This window comes from Hoeflea sp. (assembly GCF_984452065.1).
The window spans coordinates 1-13919 of record NZ_CFHWAF010000073.1 but is presented as its reverse complement, the minus strand read 5'-3'; the positions used below and the strand labels follow the sequence as shown (position 1 = coordinate 13919).

Annotated in this window: 20 protein-coding genes and 2 tRNA genes; 16 read left to right on the top strand and 6 right to left on the bottom strand. The window is 58.5% G+C overall.

Going from position 1 to position 13919, the window contains the following annotated elements; all coding sequences use genetic code 11:
* A partial coding sequence (locus AC5E6N_RS14740) for an MATE family efflux transporter (RefSeq protein WP_491748519.1) occupies positions 1-1008 on the top strand: 1008 nt, incomplete at its 5' end.
* A gap of 16 nt (positions 1009-1024) precedes the next feature.
* Here the strand turns inward: AC5E6N_RS14740 and AC5E6N_RS14735 are convergent.
* A tRNA-Val gene (locus tag AC5E6N_RS14735) sits at positions 1025-1100 on the bottom strand.
* A 212-nt stretch (positions 1101-1312) separates the two neighbouring features.
* Between AC5E6N_RS14735 and AC5E6N_RS14730 the strand changes: the two genes are divergently transcribed.
* Positions 1313-1389: transfer RNA gene (locus AC5E6N_RS14730), tRNA-Asp, on the top strand.
* 150 nt (positions 1390-1539) lie between these two features.
* On the opposite strand, the gene AC5E6N_RS14725 is transcribed toward AC5E6N_RS14730, so the two are convergent.
* Positions 1540-1929: a transposase gene (locus AC5E6N_RS14725; RefSeq protein WP_491748518.1), complete on the bottom strand. Its 390-nt coding sequence runs from the start codon at positions 1927-1929 to the stop codon at positions 1540-1542.
* Between the two features lie 79 nt (positions 1930-2008).
* On the opposite strand from AC5E6N_RS14725, the gene AC5E6N_RS14720 reads away from it, so the two are divergent.
* The 7 genes from AC5E6N_RS14720 to AC5E6N_RS14690 all read left to right on the top strand — a co-directional run bounded on the left by AC5E6N_RS14720 (position 2009) and on the right by AC5E6N_RS14690 (position 5277).
* Complete coding sequence (locus AC5E6N_RS14720; RefSeq protein ID WP_491748524.1) at positions 2009-2686, top strand: glucosaminidase domain-containing protein; 678 nt, start codon at positions 2009-2011, stop codon at positions 2684-2686.
* Entirely contained in the window at positions 2676-3056 is a 381-nt protein-coding gene (locus AC5E6N_RS14715; protein WP_491748517.1) for a hypothetical protein, read from the top strand. The genes AC5E6N_RS14720 and AC5E6N_RS14715 overlap by 11 nt, the downstream gene beginning before the upstream one ends.
* A gap of 281 nt (positions 3057-3337) precedes the next feature.
* On the top strand, positions 3338-4075 hold the full coding sequence (locus AC5E6N_RS14710; protein WP_491748516.1) for a glycoside hydrolase family 19 protein: 738 nt from the start codon (positions 3338-3340) through the stop codon (positions 4073-4075).
* Positions 4072-4278: a hypothetical protein gene (locus AC5E6N_RS14705; protein WP_491748515.1), complete on the top strand. Its 207-nt coding sequence runs from the start codon at positions 4072-4074 to the stop codon at positions 4276-4278. Before AC5E6N_RS14710 ends, AC5E6N_RS14705 begins: the two co-directional genes overlap by 4 nt.
* Complete coding sequence (locus AC5E6N_RS14700) at positions 4278-4673, top strand: hypothetical protein (protein ID WP_491748514.1); 396 nt, start codon at positions 4278-4280, stop codon at positions 4671-4673. Before AC5E6N_RS14705 ends, AC5E6N_RS14700 begins: the two co-directional genes overlap by 1 nt.
* A complete protein-coding gene (locus AC5E6N_RS14695; RefSeq protein WP_491748513.1) occupies positions 4670-5014 on the top strand; it encodes a hypothetical protein in 345 nt (114 codons plus the stop codon). The genes AC5E6N_RS14700 and AC5E6N_RS14695 overlap by 4 nt, the downstream gene beginning before the upstream one ends.
* On the top strand, positions 5014-5277 hold the full coding sequence (locus tag AC5E6N_RS14690; RefSeq protein ID WP_491748512.1) for a hypothetical protein: 264 nt from the start codon (positions 5014-5016) through the stop codon (positions 5275-5277). Before AC5E6N_RS14695 ends, AC5E6N_RS14690 begins: the two co-directional genes overlap by 1 nt.
* Before the next feature lie 60 nt (positions 5278-5337).
* Here AC5E6N_RS14690 and AC5E6N_RS14685 read toward each other — a convergent pair whose 3' ends face one another.
* The 3 genes from AC5E6N_RS14685 to AC5E6N_RS14675 are packed head-to-tail and all read right to left on the bottom strand — an operon-like array spanning position 5338 to position 7783.
* Positions 5338-6558, bottom strand: a complete 1221-nt coding sequence (locus AC5E6N_RS14685) for a GNAT family N-acetyltransferase (RefSeq protein ID WP_491748511.1) — start codon at positions 6556-6558, stop codon at positions 5338-5340.
* A gap of 22 nt (positions 6559-6580) precedes the next feature.
* Positions 6581-7303 (bottom strand): glycerophosphodiester phosphodiesterase family protein, encoded by a 723-nt coding sequence (locus tag AC5E6N_RS14680; protein ID WP_491748510.1) that lies wholly within the window; start codon positions 7301-7303, stop codon positions 6581-6583.
* A gap of 6 nt (positions 7304-7309) precedes the next feature.
* Positions 7310-7783 carry a RidA family protein gene (locus AC5E6N_RS14675; RefSeq protein ID WP_491748509.1) on the bottom strand — a complete coding sequence of 158 codons (474 nt, stop codon included), beginning with the start codon at positions 7781-7783 and terminating at the stop codon, positions 7310-7312.
* 130 nt (positions 7784-7913) lie between these two features.
* On the opposite strand from AC5E6N_RS14675, the gene AC5E6N_RS14670 reads away from it, so the two are divergent.
* A complete protein-coding gene (locus AC5E6N_RS14670) occupies positions 7914-8729 on the top strand; it encodes a cell envelope integrity EipB family protein (RefSeq protein ID WP_491748508.1) in 816 nt (271 codons plus the stop codon).
* A gap of 167 nt (positions 8730-8896) precedes the next feature.
* On the top strand, positions 8897-9361 hold the full coding sequence (locus tag AC5E6N_RS14665) for an NUDIX hydrolase (protein ID WP_491748507.1): 465 nt from the start codon (positions 8897-8899) through the stop codon (positions 9359-9361).
* A gap of 40 nt (positions 9362-9401) precedes the next feature.
* Here the strand turns inward: AC5E6N_RS14665 and AC5E6N_RS14660 are convergent, their stop codons facing one another.
* Positions 9402-9578, bottom strand: a complete 177-nt coding sequence (locus AC5E6N_RS14660; RefSeq protein WP_491748506.1) for a hypothetical protein — start codon at positions 9576-9578, stop codon at positions 9402-9404.
* 71 nt (positions 9579-9649) lie between these two features.
* Between AC5E6N_RS14660 and rpsB the strand changes: the two genes are divergently transcribed.
* The 5 genes from rpsB (at position 9650) to AC5E6N_RS14635 (ending at position 13886) form a co-directional block, all read left to right on the top strand.
* Positions 9650-10573: a 30S ribosomal protein S2 gene (rpsB, locus tag AC5E6N_RS14655; RefSeq protein ID WP_491748505.1), complete on the top strand. Its 924-nt coding sequence runs from the start codon at positions 9650-9652 to the stop codon at positions 10571-10573.
* Positions 10574-10683: 110 nt separating this feature from the next.
* Complete coding sequence (gene tsf / locus AC5E6N_RS14650; RefSeq protein ID WP_491748504.1) at positions 10684-11607, top strand: translation elongation factor Ts; 924 nt, start codon at positions 10684-10686, stop codon at positions 11605-11607.
* A 94-nt stretch (positions 11608-11701) separates the two neighbouring features.
* The gene (pyrH, locus tag AC5E6N_RS14645) at positions 11702-12424 is read left to right on the top strand and encodes a UMP kinase (RefSeq protein WP_491748503.1); all 723 of its coding nucleotides are present in this window, start codon (positions 11702-11704) and stop codon (positions 12422-12424) included.
* 125 nt (positions 12425-12549) lie between these two features.
* On the top strand, positions 12550-13110 hold the full coding sequence (gene frr / locus AC5E6N_RS14640) for a ribosome recycling factor (RefSeq protein ID WP_491748502.1): 561 nt from the start codon (positions 12550-12552) through the stop codon (positions 13108-13110).
* A gap of 80 nt (positions 13111-13190) precedes the next feature.
* A complete protein-coding gene (locus tag AC5E6N_RS14635; protein ID WP_491748523.1) occupies positions 13191-13886 on the top strand; it encodes an isoprenyl transferase in 696 nt (231 codons plus the stop codon).
* Positions 13887-13919 lie beyond the last annotated feature (33 nt).

Genomic DNA, 13919 nt, shown 5'->3' with positions numbered 1-13919 from the left:
GACTATATGCGCGTTGCCCAGTGGGCGATGGCTCCGGCGCTGACTATCATGGTGTTTCGCTCCTATCTGAGTGCGCTTGAGCGCGCCCAGGTCGTGCTTTGGGCAACGGTTGCGGGAACCATCGCCAACGCCTTCCTCAACTACATGTTCATCTTCGGCAATTTCGGCGCACCGCGCCTTGGGGTGGTGGGCGCGGCCGTTGCATCGCTCGGCACCAGTTCGGTGACCTGCCTGCTTCTGATCTTGTATGCGGTGACAAAAAAAGAGCTTGTGCGATACGCGCTTCTGGTGCGGTTCTGGAGGCCGGACTGGCAGGCGTTCAATGAAGTTCTCAGGCTGGGCTGGCCGATCGGCGCGACGATTCTCGCTGAAGTCGGGCTGTTTGCCGGCGCGTCTGTGATGATCGGATGGATCGGCACCATCGAGCTTGCCGCGCACGGGGTCGCCATTCAACTGGCCGGGATCGCGTTCATGTTCCCGATGGGCCTGGCGAGTGCCGCGACCGTGCGGGTCGGCAATGCCTATGGCCGGTGCGACTGGGTCGGTCTCAGCCGCGCGGGGAGCGTTGCGCTCGCCCTCACCGTGGTCATCACCCTCCTGCTGGCAATCGTATTCTGGACCATGCCGGAGATCCTCGTCGGCTGGTTCCTGGACGAAAGGAACCCGGATGCCTCGCTTGTCCTGCTGCATGCCGTACCGCTGCTTGCCGTGGCGGCGGCCTTTCAGCTTTTCGACGGGCTTCAGGTCATGGGCGCCGGCCTGCTGCGTGGCCTGAAAGACACAAAGGTGCCGATGCTCTATGCCATGATCAGCTATTGGGCCATGGGCATGACGGCCGCCTATTTCCTTGCCTTTTGGGCGGATCTCGGTGCCGTCGGCGTGTGGTGGGGGCTGGCCCTCGGTCTTGCCTTCGCGGCCATCCTGATGAACTGGCGTTACTATCGGCGTGAAAAGCTCGGTCTCGTCGGCGCCGTGCCCGCCCAGGGGAATGTCGGACAGTTCCAGTGATTCTTGAAATGACCGATGGTGGGCGGTGAGAGACTCGAACTCCCGACATCCTCGGTGTAAACGAGGCGCTCTACCAGCTGAGCTAACCGCCCCCTGAAAAATCTTGGCACCGTTTAGGCGCTTCGCCCGTCAAGTGCAAGGAAAAAGACGCGCGTGCAATGAGATTTTTGGCGATCGCCGGGCCTTTCGGAGTGTTCTGGTCTTTTGTCGCAGGATTGTCGCAAAAGCGCCTGTTCTGCGCTTGACAGGTAGAGGGGAACAGCTTAATTGACCGCTCACGTTTTGCAGCAATGCAAGGCCTCGCGCGGGTGTAGCTCAGTTGGTTAGAGTGCCGGCCTGTCACGCCGGAGGTCGCGGGTTCGAGCCCCGTCACTCGCGCCATTTTTTCAAAGACTTAGCAGTTCCCCTATCTTCGCTAAAGTTGCAATGCTGGCCGGTCGTCCAGCAAATCACCCATTTTCGTTCCGTGCGTCGTTTGCGGTTGATATCGCAGTCAGATGATCTCATGCCCTCATGCTCCCTTCTGTCAGCTTAATGAGCATCCGGGCCGGTTTTTGATGACTGGCTATCAATGATCGCATAGGACGGGCTTTCTTCGCGCCCCTCAAGATCGCGGGTTTGCCGACAAAGCGCATCATGTATATGCGCCCATGTACCATCCGCGCAGAAGCGCTTGAAGTAATAATGAACTGTGCTTTTGGGTGGGAAATCCTTCGGCAGCAATCCCCACTGGCAGCCAGACTGCAACAGATAGAACAGGGCGTCGATAACATCGCGCAGATCGGTTTTACGCCTGCGGCCTCGTGCCGGTTGTGGTGGCATGAACGGTGCGATCAAATACCATTCGCGGTCTGTCGTGTCGCTCGCATAAAGCAGGCCATTTCGCGCATGATCAGCGCGGGTGAAAGGCGTCCAAACCATCCGATCTCTCAATATTTGTAGCAAAATACGAAGAACCTGATTTGCTCCTTGCACTCAACACACCATTCTGGGATAGACACTGACCGGAAGCCAACGCAATTTTGCGCGGAATGCATATGAATGGGCCACTCTGGCCGGGGTAACCGGAATACAGGCTGATTTGGCGGTGGCGCAGGCAATACTTGAAACAGGTTGGGGGAAAAACCACTCGGGTGTAAACAACCTGCACGGCATAAAGGGCAAAGGTACGACTCGCACAACACACGAATACATCGATGGAAAAAGAATACAAATCGATGATGATTTTCTGAACTTTCGCTCGCCGGTGCACAGTTTCAGGCATTGGGCTGGATTGATGCAACGCAAATACCCGGGCGTTGTTGTCGCCACATCGTTCGATCAAGCCGTACAAGGCCTCAAGATAGGCAAGAAGGGAGAAGCTTATGCCACTGAGTTGGCATATGAGAAGCTGGTCAAGGATGTACACAAATCACTAGACCAGATCGAGTGCCGGTTTGTTCTGGTGACAGGTGATTGCGACGATGAAGTGGGCGCGCGCGATATGGATGCAAGCCTCCGTGCGCGAATTCTCGAACACCCTTTGCTTGACGCTTGGTTTGCACAAAACTGTAACGATAAAAATCGAAAACTGCATCCGTTGCCTATCGGAATGGATTATCACACCCTGACCTTCCAGTTGCGCCATCGTCCTTGGGTTTTTTGCAAATCCGCGAGTGCAGGAGCTAATGCTGGATGATGCTCGTATTATTGCACCTGAACTGGAAAACAAGAAAATTGCTGGCTACTGCAATTGGCATCACGTGATCAATCGAGGCGATCGTCTCGATTGTATTAACGGAGTTCAGCTCGAGACGATATTTCTTGAGCAACCAGACACCAATCGAACGCAGAGTTGGCAGAATAACGCGGGATTTTTTTACTATCAGTCCGCTTGGATGCGGATTGGACTGTCACCGGACATGGGAGGCGTTGCTGTTAGGATCGGTGCCGATTGTACCACGTTCCAGTATCAATTCCCTGTTTTCGAATTTGCCAGTTTGCATCGTGGACGACTGGCGGGAAGTCACTGTCGACTATTTGAAGACAAAACGATCTTGGGTGCTTGAAAACGAGTTTGATTTTGCGCCGCTTTATCTAGACTGGTGGAAGGCACGTTTACGTGGCGAAACGGAGCTTCCTCGAAGGATTCGGACGTTTCAGGAGTTCATAAATACTGCACACGAGCCGCTTACCGTCGCTTCACAGCGGAGATTGAGAGCCGTTTAGTCTCAAAACAGATCGCCGAGTGTGAATGACTCAGTGCAGTCAAGCAACTGTCCTGGAAATGACATGTAAAACATAGGCTCCACTTACAGGCCGACCTCTTCAAATTCAACAGGAAAACCCAATGAACCGCAAGACATTCTATGCGGCGCTGCGGCGTCGTTCGAGTGGCGTGTTTGGCACGTCCATATCCCAACATCAGGTCGACGGCATGGAGGGCATCCTCGATGCTTTCGCGACCCATGGCGACGGGCGGGCGAAGACGCTCGCCTATGCGCTCGCCACCGCCTATCACGAGACGGCGCGGCGCATGGTTCCGGTGCGCGAGACGCTCGCCCCCGACGACGCGACGGCGCGCCGGCGGCTGCGCAAGGCGAGATATGCCCGGCCGGAACCGCCTTACGGCCACGCCTATTACGGTCGCGGCCAGGTGCAACTGACCTGGAAGCGCAATTACGAGCGCTCAAGCGCGGATGCCGGCGTCGACCTCGTCCGTTATCCCGACAAGGCGCTCGATCCGGTGATCGGCGCGCGCATCCTCGTTCGCGGTCTCCTCGACGGGCGGTGGAACGCCCGCGGCCTGGGGATCGCCCATTATCTCCCCGACACCGGGAGAGACGATCTGAAGGGCGCGCGCCGCACCGTCAACCTGACGGACAAATGGGATCGCATCGCCGGCCATTACCGTTCGTTCCTCGCCGCGATCGGCGAAGCGGGCGGAGTGCCCCGGCGCGCGCCCGGCCCGGCCGCGGATATGAAATCCAGGCCCGCTGCCGGTGAGCGCAAGACGGACAAAGCCGGCCGGACGCTCGTCAAACCGTTGCTCAAACTCATTGCTTTCATTTTCGGAGGACGCCGATGACGAAGAAGTATTTCAAACCCAGATCGCTGACCTGGTGGACGGGCTTTGCCGCCGTTTTTGCCGGCACGGTCATTGCGGCCGGCGCGGAAATCCCGAGCCTGAAACCGGCCGCAAACGTGCTGAGCGCCATGACGGATGTGCCGCCGGCGGTGATGATTTCGTTCGGCCTCGGGCTGATCGGCCTGCGCGGAAAGGACGGCTGATGTTTCACATTCTTGTACGGGCTCTCGGATCGGCGCTCGGATGGCTGACGCGCGGCACGCTTGAGCGCATCCTCGACACGATCGATCATAAAATGGACCACGGAACCGAACGCGACCGGATCAGGGCCGATATCCTTGCCGACTACATGCGGGCGCAGGTCACCGTATTGACCGGGCGAGGGTGGTGGTTCCCGCTTTTCTTTGTCGCCCCTCTCGGCTTCTGGTTCAGTGCGGTGTGCGTCTACTCGGTGCTTTGGTGCAGGGACTGCGCCTATCCTCAAAGCTGGTCCGTCGCCGCGCTGCCGCCACCGCTCGACGAGTGGGCCGGGGCGATCGTCGGTTCACTGTTTGTCGCCAAGGTCGGAGAGGCGGTTGTCGGGAGGCTGCGCCGATGATCGTTTCAAAATGCGGGCGACTGTTTTCCTGCGCTGCAATCGCGACATGCTTCTGTCTGGCGATGCCGGGCAGCGGCTCTTCGGCAAACCCGTTGCTCACGCAGCCGATGCCGATCTGCGCCCGGGCTGACGGGCGGTTTGAAGACCTTCTTCGTTCACTCCAGCTTCGCCGTGCCTGGAAGGGAACGCACCGCCACCACCCGGCAGAACTGGAACTGATGATCGCACGCGACGGACGCTGGTTCCTGTTCAGTTCCGCCACGGACCGCCGCGAGCAGAAGCTCACATGCCTGATCGCCCGCGGGGTGCGAAGCCAAGAGTGGTTCGGGCGGCCGGTTTGATGACGGGTATCCAAAAACCAGCGGGATTTCCATGGAGCAGCCTGGTCGGTCTATGTGTGGTGGCCGCGAGCGTCATCGCCGCGTTTTCCACCCTCAGAAGCAATGTCGCCGCCAATGCATCCGATGTCGCGCAAATTGAAAGGCGGCTGGACCGGCTCGAAGAAAAGAACGGTGACGTGCGCGAAAGGCTGAAAGCGATCGAGGTTATCCAGCAGCAGCAGAATCAGACGCTCGAGCGCATACTCAAAGCCGTGGAGCGCTGACCCGCCGATCATCGACGATCAAAAACCCCTGAAATGAACTGACCCCAAAATCAGAACAGATCAGCCCTTTCGAAAAGGGCCGTGCTCTTTGAGCATGTGTCCCAGACGCTCCACGTCGGCTCGTTCATGGCCGAGATAGTCCGCGACGGCGCGCCTCAGGCCCGGATGTGTCAGGTAGTGTGCTGAATGGGTCGCGACCGGCAGATATCCGCGGGAAAGCTTGTGTTCTCCCTGCGCACCCGCCTCAACCGTCTTCAGTCCCTTTTCGATGGCGAAGTCTATGGCCTGATGGTAGCAGACCTCGAAATGCAGGAAGGGGTGATCTTCGACACAGCCCCAGTGCCGCCCGTAGAGCGTGTCAGAGCCGACAAAGTTGATTGCGCCGGCAATGTGCCGGGAACCCCGCCTTGCCATGACAAGCAATATGTCATCCGCCATCGATTGCGATATCAGCGAAAAGAACTCCCGCGTCAGATAGGGTCGGCCCCATTTGCGTGATCCGGTGTCCATATAGAATGTAAAAAAAATGTCCCAGATCGCTTCAGTCAGGTCGCTCCCGGTCAGCCATTCGATGGCGATGTCGTTTTCCAGAGCGACCCGGCGCTCTTTCCTGAGCGCCTTGCGCTTGCGCGATGCGAGCGTATCGAGAAAATCCCCGTAGCTGTCATAGCTGTTGTTGCGGAAATGGAACTGCTGATCGGTGCGCGTCAGGTACCCGCATTTCCCGAAGACCTCAATTTCCCCATCAGGCACAAAGGTGGCATGCGCCGAGGAAAGCCCGTGCCTGTCGGTCAGAGTCATCAGGCCCTGGGCCAGGGCGGGCATGACGGCGCCGGCTGTGGAATCATCCGCGTAAAGAAGGCGCGGGCCGGTTGCCGGTGTGAACGGTATCGACGACTGCAGCTTGGGATAGTAGTTTCCGCCCGCGCGTCCGAACGCATCGGCCCAGGCGTGGTCGAAGACATATTCGCCCCGGCTGTGGCTTTTGACATAACAGGGCAGGGCGCCGAGAAGGCCCCCGTCCGAGGTCTCGAGCAGCAGATGCTGGCCGAGCCAGCCGGTTTCGGCGGTCGCGCATCCCGCCTGTTCCAGAGCCGACAAAAAGGCGTGCGATACAAAAGGGTTGTACGGCACAGACCCTTCACCCGCCGGTGTCGTGCCTTTGAGTTCCGCCCAGCTTTCGGCATTTATGTCGTTGAAAGAACTGACGACCCTTATGCGGAATTCACCGCCGTCGCGGCTATCGGGTCCGTCGTTCTTGCTGATCGGGGCATCGCGCATGGGCTCTATCTATGGTCCGCCGTCAGTCTGGCAAGACCAGCGGATCAAAGCCTTCAAAGGTGATTTGATCGCTGTAGGCACGGGCGGTTTTCAATGTCTCGTCATCGCGGATGGTCCAGGAGATGACGGGCAGGCCCTTCGCACGCACCTTGTCGACAAACCGGCTCGGCAGGTGTTTGACGCAAAACGAAACGAAGTCGAGCGGCAGTGCCATCGCGCGCTCGTTTCGCGCCCTGTCCTCCTCGTTGAATTCAGCCCCGACAAGGCCGACAGGCCATCTGGATCGCCTGTCAATCAAGGCATGAAGGAGCAACGGATCAAAGGACATCAACACCAGCTTTCCATGATAGCCTTCCAGATCCTCCAGAACAGAGGATACGAACGCATCGACATCCGGTTGCGCCGGCGTCTTCAGTTCGACAACAAGACCGACTTTTCCGGCGACCTGTTCGAGAAGATCGCGGAATGTGGGTATTGTTTCTGCGCTCGAACCGATGGCGAGCCGGACAAGGGCCTGCGTGCCCATTGCCCGCACCGTGCCGTCGATACCGCAAAGCCGGCCGGTTTCGTAATCGTGAAAGACAATGGCCTCCTTGTCGGCGGTCATCTGCAGGTCGCACTCGATGGGCAGGTGCATCTCCATGGCACGCGCGAAGGCGGTCGTCGAGTTTTCCCATACTTCCCGGTTGAGGTCATGATAACCGCGGTGGGCGATCGGTCTGTCCTTGATCCAGTCGGCCGGCATGCGTCGCTAGTCCGGCTTTATTTCGATAATCGCGTCGACTTCGACCGAGGCGTCAAACGGCAGAGCCGCCATTCCGACGGCTGCACGGGCGTGCATGCCGCGTTCCCCGAGAATGTCCGCAAGCAGGCCGGATGCGCCATTGATCACGAGGTGCTGCTTGTGAAATCCCGGCGCCGAGGAGACAAATCCCTGTATCTTCACAAGTCTTGCTATGCGCTCCAGATCGCCGTCCAGAGCGGCATTGGCCTGGGCCAGAATGTTGACAGCGCAAAGCTCGGCGGCCTGCTGTCCGGCTTCGATGTCATCGTCCGAGGCAAGCTGGCCGGTGATGTCCACTTTGCCGTCGCGCACGGGCAATTGTCCGGATATGTAAAGTGTATGTCCTGAAATGGTGTAGGGAACATATGCAGCCGCCGGTGCGGGTGCGTCCGGCAACTCTATGCCGCGAGCCTTCAGGCGAGCATCTATGGTTTGTGACATTTTTCGACTCCGTTAATGTCTGGATTGGTACTATGTGTTCGCTGACACAAAGAGATGAAACTGTGATTTGCCTCTCTGTTTTATCGCAATGCCGTGTTAACCGGCGCGCAACGAAGGAAGGGATATCCGATTGCGACTGATAATCTGTGCCATTGCCGTAATCAATGTAAATGCTGCGCTCATCGTTGCCGCGGCGGCCGGGGTCGCCGAAGCACTGGTTCCGCACAGGGCGGTTTACGACCTGGAACTTGAAAACGCCTCGGAGCGCTCGGGGATCGAATCGATGTTCGGGCGCATGGTGTACGAGTTTAACGGGTCCGCCTGCGCCGGCTATACGGTCGGGTTCCGATTTGTCACCCAGCTCGACACGGGCGGTTCCGTCCGGCTGACCGACCAGCAAACGACCACCTATGAGAATCTCGAGGAAAAAACCTTCCGGTTCATTACCAAATCATATGTCAACCAGAGGCTGGACCAGGAGGTCCGTGGCAGTGCCCGGGCCGATACCGACGGAACGTCCGTGGACCTGACGACGCCGCGGCGTGCCAAGCTGACACTGGATCCGGCCCAATTTCCCACCGCGCAGATGATCGCGCTCATCGAGCGTGCCAAAAAGGGTGATCGGTTTTTTCAATCACATCTTTTTGATGGCTCGGATGAGGGGCGAAAAGTCATGTTGACGACAAGCGTCGTTGGCTCTCCCCGCGTTTCGGATATCCAGGCGAAGGAGCTTGAAGCGACCGGAAAACTTGCCCGGGAACCAACATGGCCGGTTACGATCGCTTATTTCGATGAGACGAAAAGCCAAGACGAAACACCGGTTTACCGGGTTTCATTCAAGCTTTACGAAAATGGAATTACCCGTGATCTGATCATGGATTATGGTGAATTTGCGCTCAAAGGCACGCTTTCGTCGCTTGAAACCTTTGAAGGTGAAGGTTGCTGAACTTTCCCCTTTGAACAAATAAAGGCAAAATGCCGGTCGAATCACAGTGCCGGACGATAAACCCGAGCAATGATTTATTAATCACCATCATGTACCCTGCTGTTTTCGCGCCTAAATAGAAGTAATGAGGGAAATCAACTCTCAAGTTCCCATAGGGATCGTTCGTAATGTCAACAATGAAGCAAAGCTGGAATGCAGCGTCGGAATATCTGAGCCTGATGGTTCGGCGCCCGACTCCGCTGCAATATGCAGCGCTTTGCTATCGCCGCGAAAAAAGGGTCGTTGAGGTCCTGCTGATCACCTCGCGCGGGACCGGGCGTTGGATTTTGCCCAAAGGGTGGGCGATGAAAAAAGAATCGGAACCCGGAACCGCCGCGCAGGAGGCGTATGAGGAAGCGGGCGTTGTCGGTCAGATAAATCCAACGGCCCTCGGCACGTTCGAATTTGATAAATGGGTTCACGGCATGCCGGTTCCCTGTACCGTGCAGGTGTACCCGCTGAAGGTCGAGCGGTTGGATGACGATTTTCCGGAAAAAGACCAGCGGCAACGCAAGTGGTTCAGCATTGAAGAGGCTGCCGCAAAAGTCGACGAACCGCAACTGCAGGATCTGATCAAATCGTTTTGTCCATAGCTTTCTGTTCCCCGGCAGCGGCATTTCTTTCGGCGGCGGTTTACCTGGTCCTTTCCCTGATCGCCTGAACCACCAGCCGATCATTGGCCGCAAGGCACAGCGAGCCCGTTTCGTGGCGCTCGACCGGGATTTCCATCAGCACACTTGAATTGTCCCGCGTTCCAAGGTAGGGAAGCGCCCATTCCACACGTGGTGCATGGGACTGTCCGGGAGACATCCGGTCATTTCCGCCGGTGGCAGATGATCTGCTGACGCGCCACGGAGGTCGAACCGGAAAGGAGACAAGGCATGGCATTGCCTGATTTCAGCATGCGCCAGCTGTTGGAAGCTGGTGTCCACTTTGGTCACCAGACTCACCGCTGGAACCCGAAAATGAAGCAGTACATTTTCGGCGACAGGAACAACGTTCATATTATCGATCTCGGCCAGACCGTCCCGATGCTCGCCCAGGCGCTGCAGGTCGTCAGCGATACCGTGGCCGGCGGTGGACGGCTGCTTTTTGTCGGCACCAAGCGGCAGGCTTCCGAACTGGTTGCCGATGCGGCAAAGCGCTCGGCACAGTATTATGTCAACGCCCGCTGGCTTGGCGGCACGCTGACGAACTGGAAAACCATCTCGCATTCGATCCAGCGGCTCCGCAAGCTCGATGAGCTGCTCGCGGCGGAAGCGCAGGGCTTCACCAAGAAGGAGCGCCTCAACCTCGAGCGCGAGCGCGACAAGCTGGAACGCGCCCTTGGCGGTATCCGCGACATGGGCGGAACCCCCGACCTGATGTTCATCATCGACACCAACAAGGAGTCGATTGCGATCCAGGAAGCCAGGCGGCTGAATATTCCGGTCGTCGCCATTGTGGATTCGAACTGCGATCCGGATCCGATCGACTACCCGGTTCCGGGTAACGACGACGCGGCCCGCGCGATTTCACTTTATTGCGACCTCATTGCCAAGGCCGCGCTCGACGGTATCGCGCGTCAGCAGGGATCCGCCGGCATGGATATCGGCGCATCGGAAGAAGCCCCGGTCGAACCGGCTCTGGAAGAGGCACCGGTTGAGGAAGCAGCCGCTGAAGAGGCGCCTTCTGAAGAGGCTCCGGCTGAGGAACCCGCTGCGGAAGCAGCCGCCGCGGAAGAACCCGCTGCCGAAGAGAAAGCCAAGGCTGAGCCGGAAGCCGAAAAGGCTGAGGCCGCTGCCGTAGAGACACCAGCTTCCTGATCATTGGACATATGGCGTGTCACAGGCGCGTCACGTGAATCTGTACAGGATCAATTCACAATACGGGCGCTTCCGTAAGGAGCGCGCCCCCCGCTTGATAAGAGGCGAAAATGAGCATTTCTGCATCTCAGGTAAAAGAGCTGCGCGAAAAGTCCGGCGCAGGCATGATGGACTGCAAAAAGGCGCTGATGGAAACCAATGGCGATATGGAAGCCGCAATCGACTGGCTGCGGGCCAAGGGCATCGCGAAAGCGGACAAGAAATCGGGCCGTACCGCTGCCGAGGGTCTGGTCGGTGTCGCCTCGAGCGGCAACAAGGCCGTCGTCGTCGAGATCAATTCGGAAACCGACTTTGTTGCCCGCAACGATGCGTTTCAGGACCTTGTCCGCGGTGTCGCCGATGTGGCGCTTGGCACCGACGGAACGGTGGAGGCCGTTTCGGCGGCAACCTATCCGGCAACCGGCAAATCAGTTGCCGACAGTGTGACCGATGCTGTCGCGACCATCGGCGAGAATATGAATTTGCGCCGCAGCGCTCTTTTGTCGGTCGATGAGGGTGTGGTCGCCAGCTACGTTCACAACGCGGTTGCCGATGGCCTCGGTAAACTCGGTGTGCTGGTCGCAGTGAAATCAACCGGCAATGCCGATGTGCTTGCTGCGATCGGCAAGCAGGTCGCCATGCATGTTGCCGCGACCAACCCGTTGGCGGTGACCTCAGCCGACGTCGATGCGACTGTCGCCGATCGTGAGCGTTCCATTTTCATCGAACAGGCCCGGAAATCGGGCAAACCGGACAACATCATCGAGAAGATGGTGGAAGGGCGCATGCGCAAGTTCTTCGAGGAAGTGGTACTCATGTCGCAGAGCTTCGTGGTCAATCCTGATCAGACGGTTGAGGCCGCCATCAAGGAAGCCGAGGCCGCCGCTGGCGCACCGATCACGGTCACCGGATTTGTCAGGTTCCAGCTCGGCGAAGGCGTTGATAAGGAAGAGAGCGATTTTGCCGCCGAGGTTGCTGCTGCGGCAAACGGTTAAGTATCCGTCATAATTAAGTGAAAATGCTGGGGCATCGCGTGACAACGCGGTGCCCTTCGTGTATCCGGCTCTAGGCTTACCGACGGAATTTAAGATGTCACAAAACCCCAGATACAAACGCGTTCTTCTGAAAGCCTCCGGAGAAGCCCTGATGGGCGAGCAGGGGTTTGGGATCGATGTGGCCGTTGCGGACCGGATCGCGTCGGACATCGCCAGGGTCAGGGCCATGGGCGTGGATGTCGGTGTCGTCGTCGGCGGCGGCAACATTTTTCGCGGCGTCGCTGTCGCCTCAAAGGGGGGCGACCGGGTCACCGGCGACCATATGGGCATGCTCGCCACGGTGATCAACGCTCTGGCGTTGGCGACGTCGCTGCGAAAGCTCGGTGTCGAGACGGAAGTGCTTTCCGCCATCGCGATGCCGGAGATCTGCCAGAGTTTCTCACAGCGGGCCGCGCTGCATCACCTGGAAAAGGGGCGGGTTGTGATTTTTGCCGGTGGAACGGGAAATCCGTTTTTCACCACCGATTCCGCCGCCGCCCTGCGCGCGGCGGAAATGGGGGCGGAGGCGATTTTCAAGGGTACGCAGGTCGACGGTATCTACTCGGACGACCCCAAAACCAATCCGCAGGCAAGCCGGTACGAAACCTTGACACATGACGAGGTTCTGGACAAAGGGCTTGCCGTCATGGATGTCGCCGCGGTCGCGCTTGCCAGGGAGAATGCCATTCCGATCATCGTCTTCTCCATACACGAGGAAGGCGGGTTTGCGGCAATCCTCAATGGCGGCGGACGGTCGACGGTGGTCACCGACAGCTAGCCGAAGAGGCAGGCCGCGCGCGCCGCCGGCCCATTCTATGCTTGCTGTGGTGGGCCTTTTGGGCGTTTATAGGCTGGTTATCCCGGGTCGCGGCGAACCCGAAGTGAATTGGAGATGAGTGCAAGATGACACAGGGTGCAGATTTTGCCGATTTGAGGCGCCGTATGGAGGGCGCCATTTCGGCGTTCAAGAGTGATATAGCAGCGCTTCGGACCGGCCGTGCCTCGGCAAACGTGCTCGATCCCGTGTCGGTCGACGCCTATGGCTCCAAAATGCCGCTCAACCAGGTGGCCAACATATCCGTGCCGGAGCCGCGAATGATCCTTGTCTCGGTTTGGGACAAGTCGATGGTCGGCGCCGTTGAAAAGGCCATTCGTGAATCCAATCTCGGCCTCAATCCGGTCACCGACGGAAGCACATTGCGCATTCCTCTTCCCGAACTGAATGAGGAAAGGCGCAAGGAGCTTGTGAAGGTCGCGCACAATTACGCCGAAAACGGCCGTGTTGCGATCAGGCACGTCCGCCGCGATGGAATGGACGCATTGAAGAAGGCCGAGAAGGACGGTGACCTCAGCAAGGATGAGAGCCACGATCAGGCCGACGATGTTCAGAAACTGACCGATGAGATGATCGCGGAAGTCGACCGGCTGCTGAGTGACAAAGAAGCCGAAATCATGCAGGTTTAGACATCGCGCGAATCGGCGTTGAATTACCGTTTGAAAGCAGGGGTCGATCGTTGAATACGCCTCAACATGTGGCCATCATCATGGACGGCAACGGGCGATGGGCGCAGCGGCGCGGGCAGATGCGCACAGCGGGCCACCGTATGGGCGTCGAGGCTGTTCGTGAGGCCGTTCGGTCGGCCGGCGAACTGGGCATCCGATATCTGACGCTTTTTGCATTTTCCTCGGAGAACTGGAGTCGTCCCGAAGACGAGGTGAATGACCTCATGGGACTGCTCAAGTTCTTCGTGCGTCGCGATCTGGCCGAGTTGCACCGCGAGGGCGTGCGCGTGCGCGTCATCGGCGATCGTCGGGCGCTGAAGGCGGATATCCTGTCGCTGCTGGCCGAAGCGGAGGATCTGACGCGCAACAACAGCGCGCTCGAGCTGATTATCGCGTTCAATTATGGCGGGCGGGACGACATAGCGCGCGCTGCCCGTGGCCTTGTTGACCGGGTCGCCCGGGGTGAACTCGACCCGCAATCGATCACGGAAGACGCGATCAGCAACGCTCTGGATACGGCCGGAATACCGGATCCCGACCTTATCATCCGCACCAGCGGCGAGCAGCGCATTTCCAACTTTCTCATCTGGCAGGCCGCCTACGCCGAGTTTGTTTTCCTTCCCTGTCTGTGGCCGGATTTCGGGCGTGCCGATTTCGAGGAGGCGCTGCGGCAATACAGCTGTCGCGACCGCAGATTCGGCAACGTCGCTGAACCCGATCTGGCATTGGGTTCCTGATGTCCCGGGAGATCCTGGTGCGAACGGCTTCCG

Excerpts from the sequence above, each read along its gene's own strand:
- AC5E6N_RS14725 (WP_491748518.1), bottom strand. The coding sequence starts at position 1,929 with ATGGTTTGGACGCCTTTCACCCGCGCTGATCATGCGCGAAATGGCCTG.
- AC5E6N_RS14715 (WP_491748517.1), top strand. The coding sequence starts at position 2,676 with ATGCTGGATGATGCTCGTATTATTGCACCTGAACTGGAAAACAAGAAA.
- AC5E6N_RS14710 (WP_491748516.1), top strand. The coding sequence starts at position 3,338 with ATGAACCGCAAGACATTCTATGCGGCGCTGCGGCGTCGTTCGAGTGGC.
- AC5E6N_RS14705 (WP_491748515.1), top strand. The coding sequence starts at position 4,072 with ATGACGAAGAAGTATTTCAAACCCAGATCGCTGACCTGGTGGACGGGC.
- AC5E6N_RS14700 (WP_491748514.1), top strand. The coding sequence starts at position 4,278 with ATGTTTCACATTCTTGTACGGGCTCTCGGATCGGCGCTCGGATGGCTG.
- AC5E6N_RS14695 (WP_491748513.1), top strand. The coding sequence starts at position 4,670 with ATGATCGTTTCAAAATGCGGGCGACTGTTTTCCTGCGCTGCAATCGCG.
- AC5E6N_RS14690 (WP_491748512.1), top strand. The coding sequence starts at position 5,014 with ATGACGGGTATCCAAAAACCAGCGGGATTTCCATGGAGCAGCCTGGTC.
- AC5E6N_RS14685 (WP_491748511.1), bottom strand. The coding sequence starts at position 6,558 with ATGCGCGATGCCCCGATCAGCAAGAACGACGGACCCGATAGCCGCGAC.
- AC5E6N_RS14680 (WP_491748510.1), bottom strand. The coding sequence starts at position 7,303 with ATGCCGGCCGACTGGATCAAGGACAGACCGATCGCCCACCGCGGTTAT.
- AC5E6N_RS14675 (WP_491748509.1), bottom strand. The coding sequence starts at position 7,783 with ATGTCACAAACCATAGATGCTCGCCTGAAGGCTCGCGGCATAGAGTTG.
- AC5E6N_RS14665 (WP_491748507.1), top strand. The coding sequence starts at position 8,897 with ATGTCAACAATGAAGCAAAGCTGGAATGCAGCGTCGGAATATCTGAGC.
- AC5E6N_RS14660 (WP_491748506.1), bottom strand. The coding sequence starts at position 9,578 with ATGTCTCCCGGACAGTCCCATGCACCACGTGTGGAATGGGCGCTTCCC.
- rpsB (WP_491748505.1), top strand. The coding sequence starts at position 9,650 with ATGGCATTGCCTGATTTCAGCATGCGCCAGCTGTTGGAAGCTGGTGTC.
- tsf (WP_491748504.1), top strand. The coding sequence starts at position 10,684 with ATGAGCATTTCTGCATCTCAGGTAAAAGAGCTGCGCGAAAAGTCCGGC.
- pyrH (WP_491748503.1), top strand. The coding sequence starts at position 11,702 with ATGTCACAAAACCCCAGATACAAACGCGTTCTTCTGAAAGCCTCCGGA.
- frr (WP_491748502.1), top strand. The coding sequence starts at position 12,550 with ATGACACAGGGTGCAGATTTTGCCGATTTGAGGCGCCGTATGGAGGGC.
- AC5E6N_RS14635 (WP_491748523.1), top strand. The coding sequence starts at position 13,191 with ATGGACGGCAACGGGCGATGGGCGCAGCGGCGCGGGCAGATGCGCACA.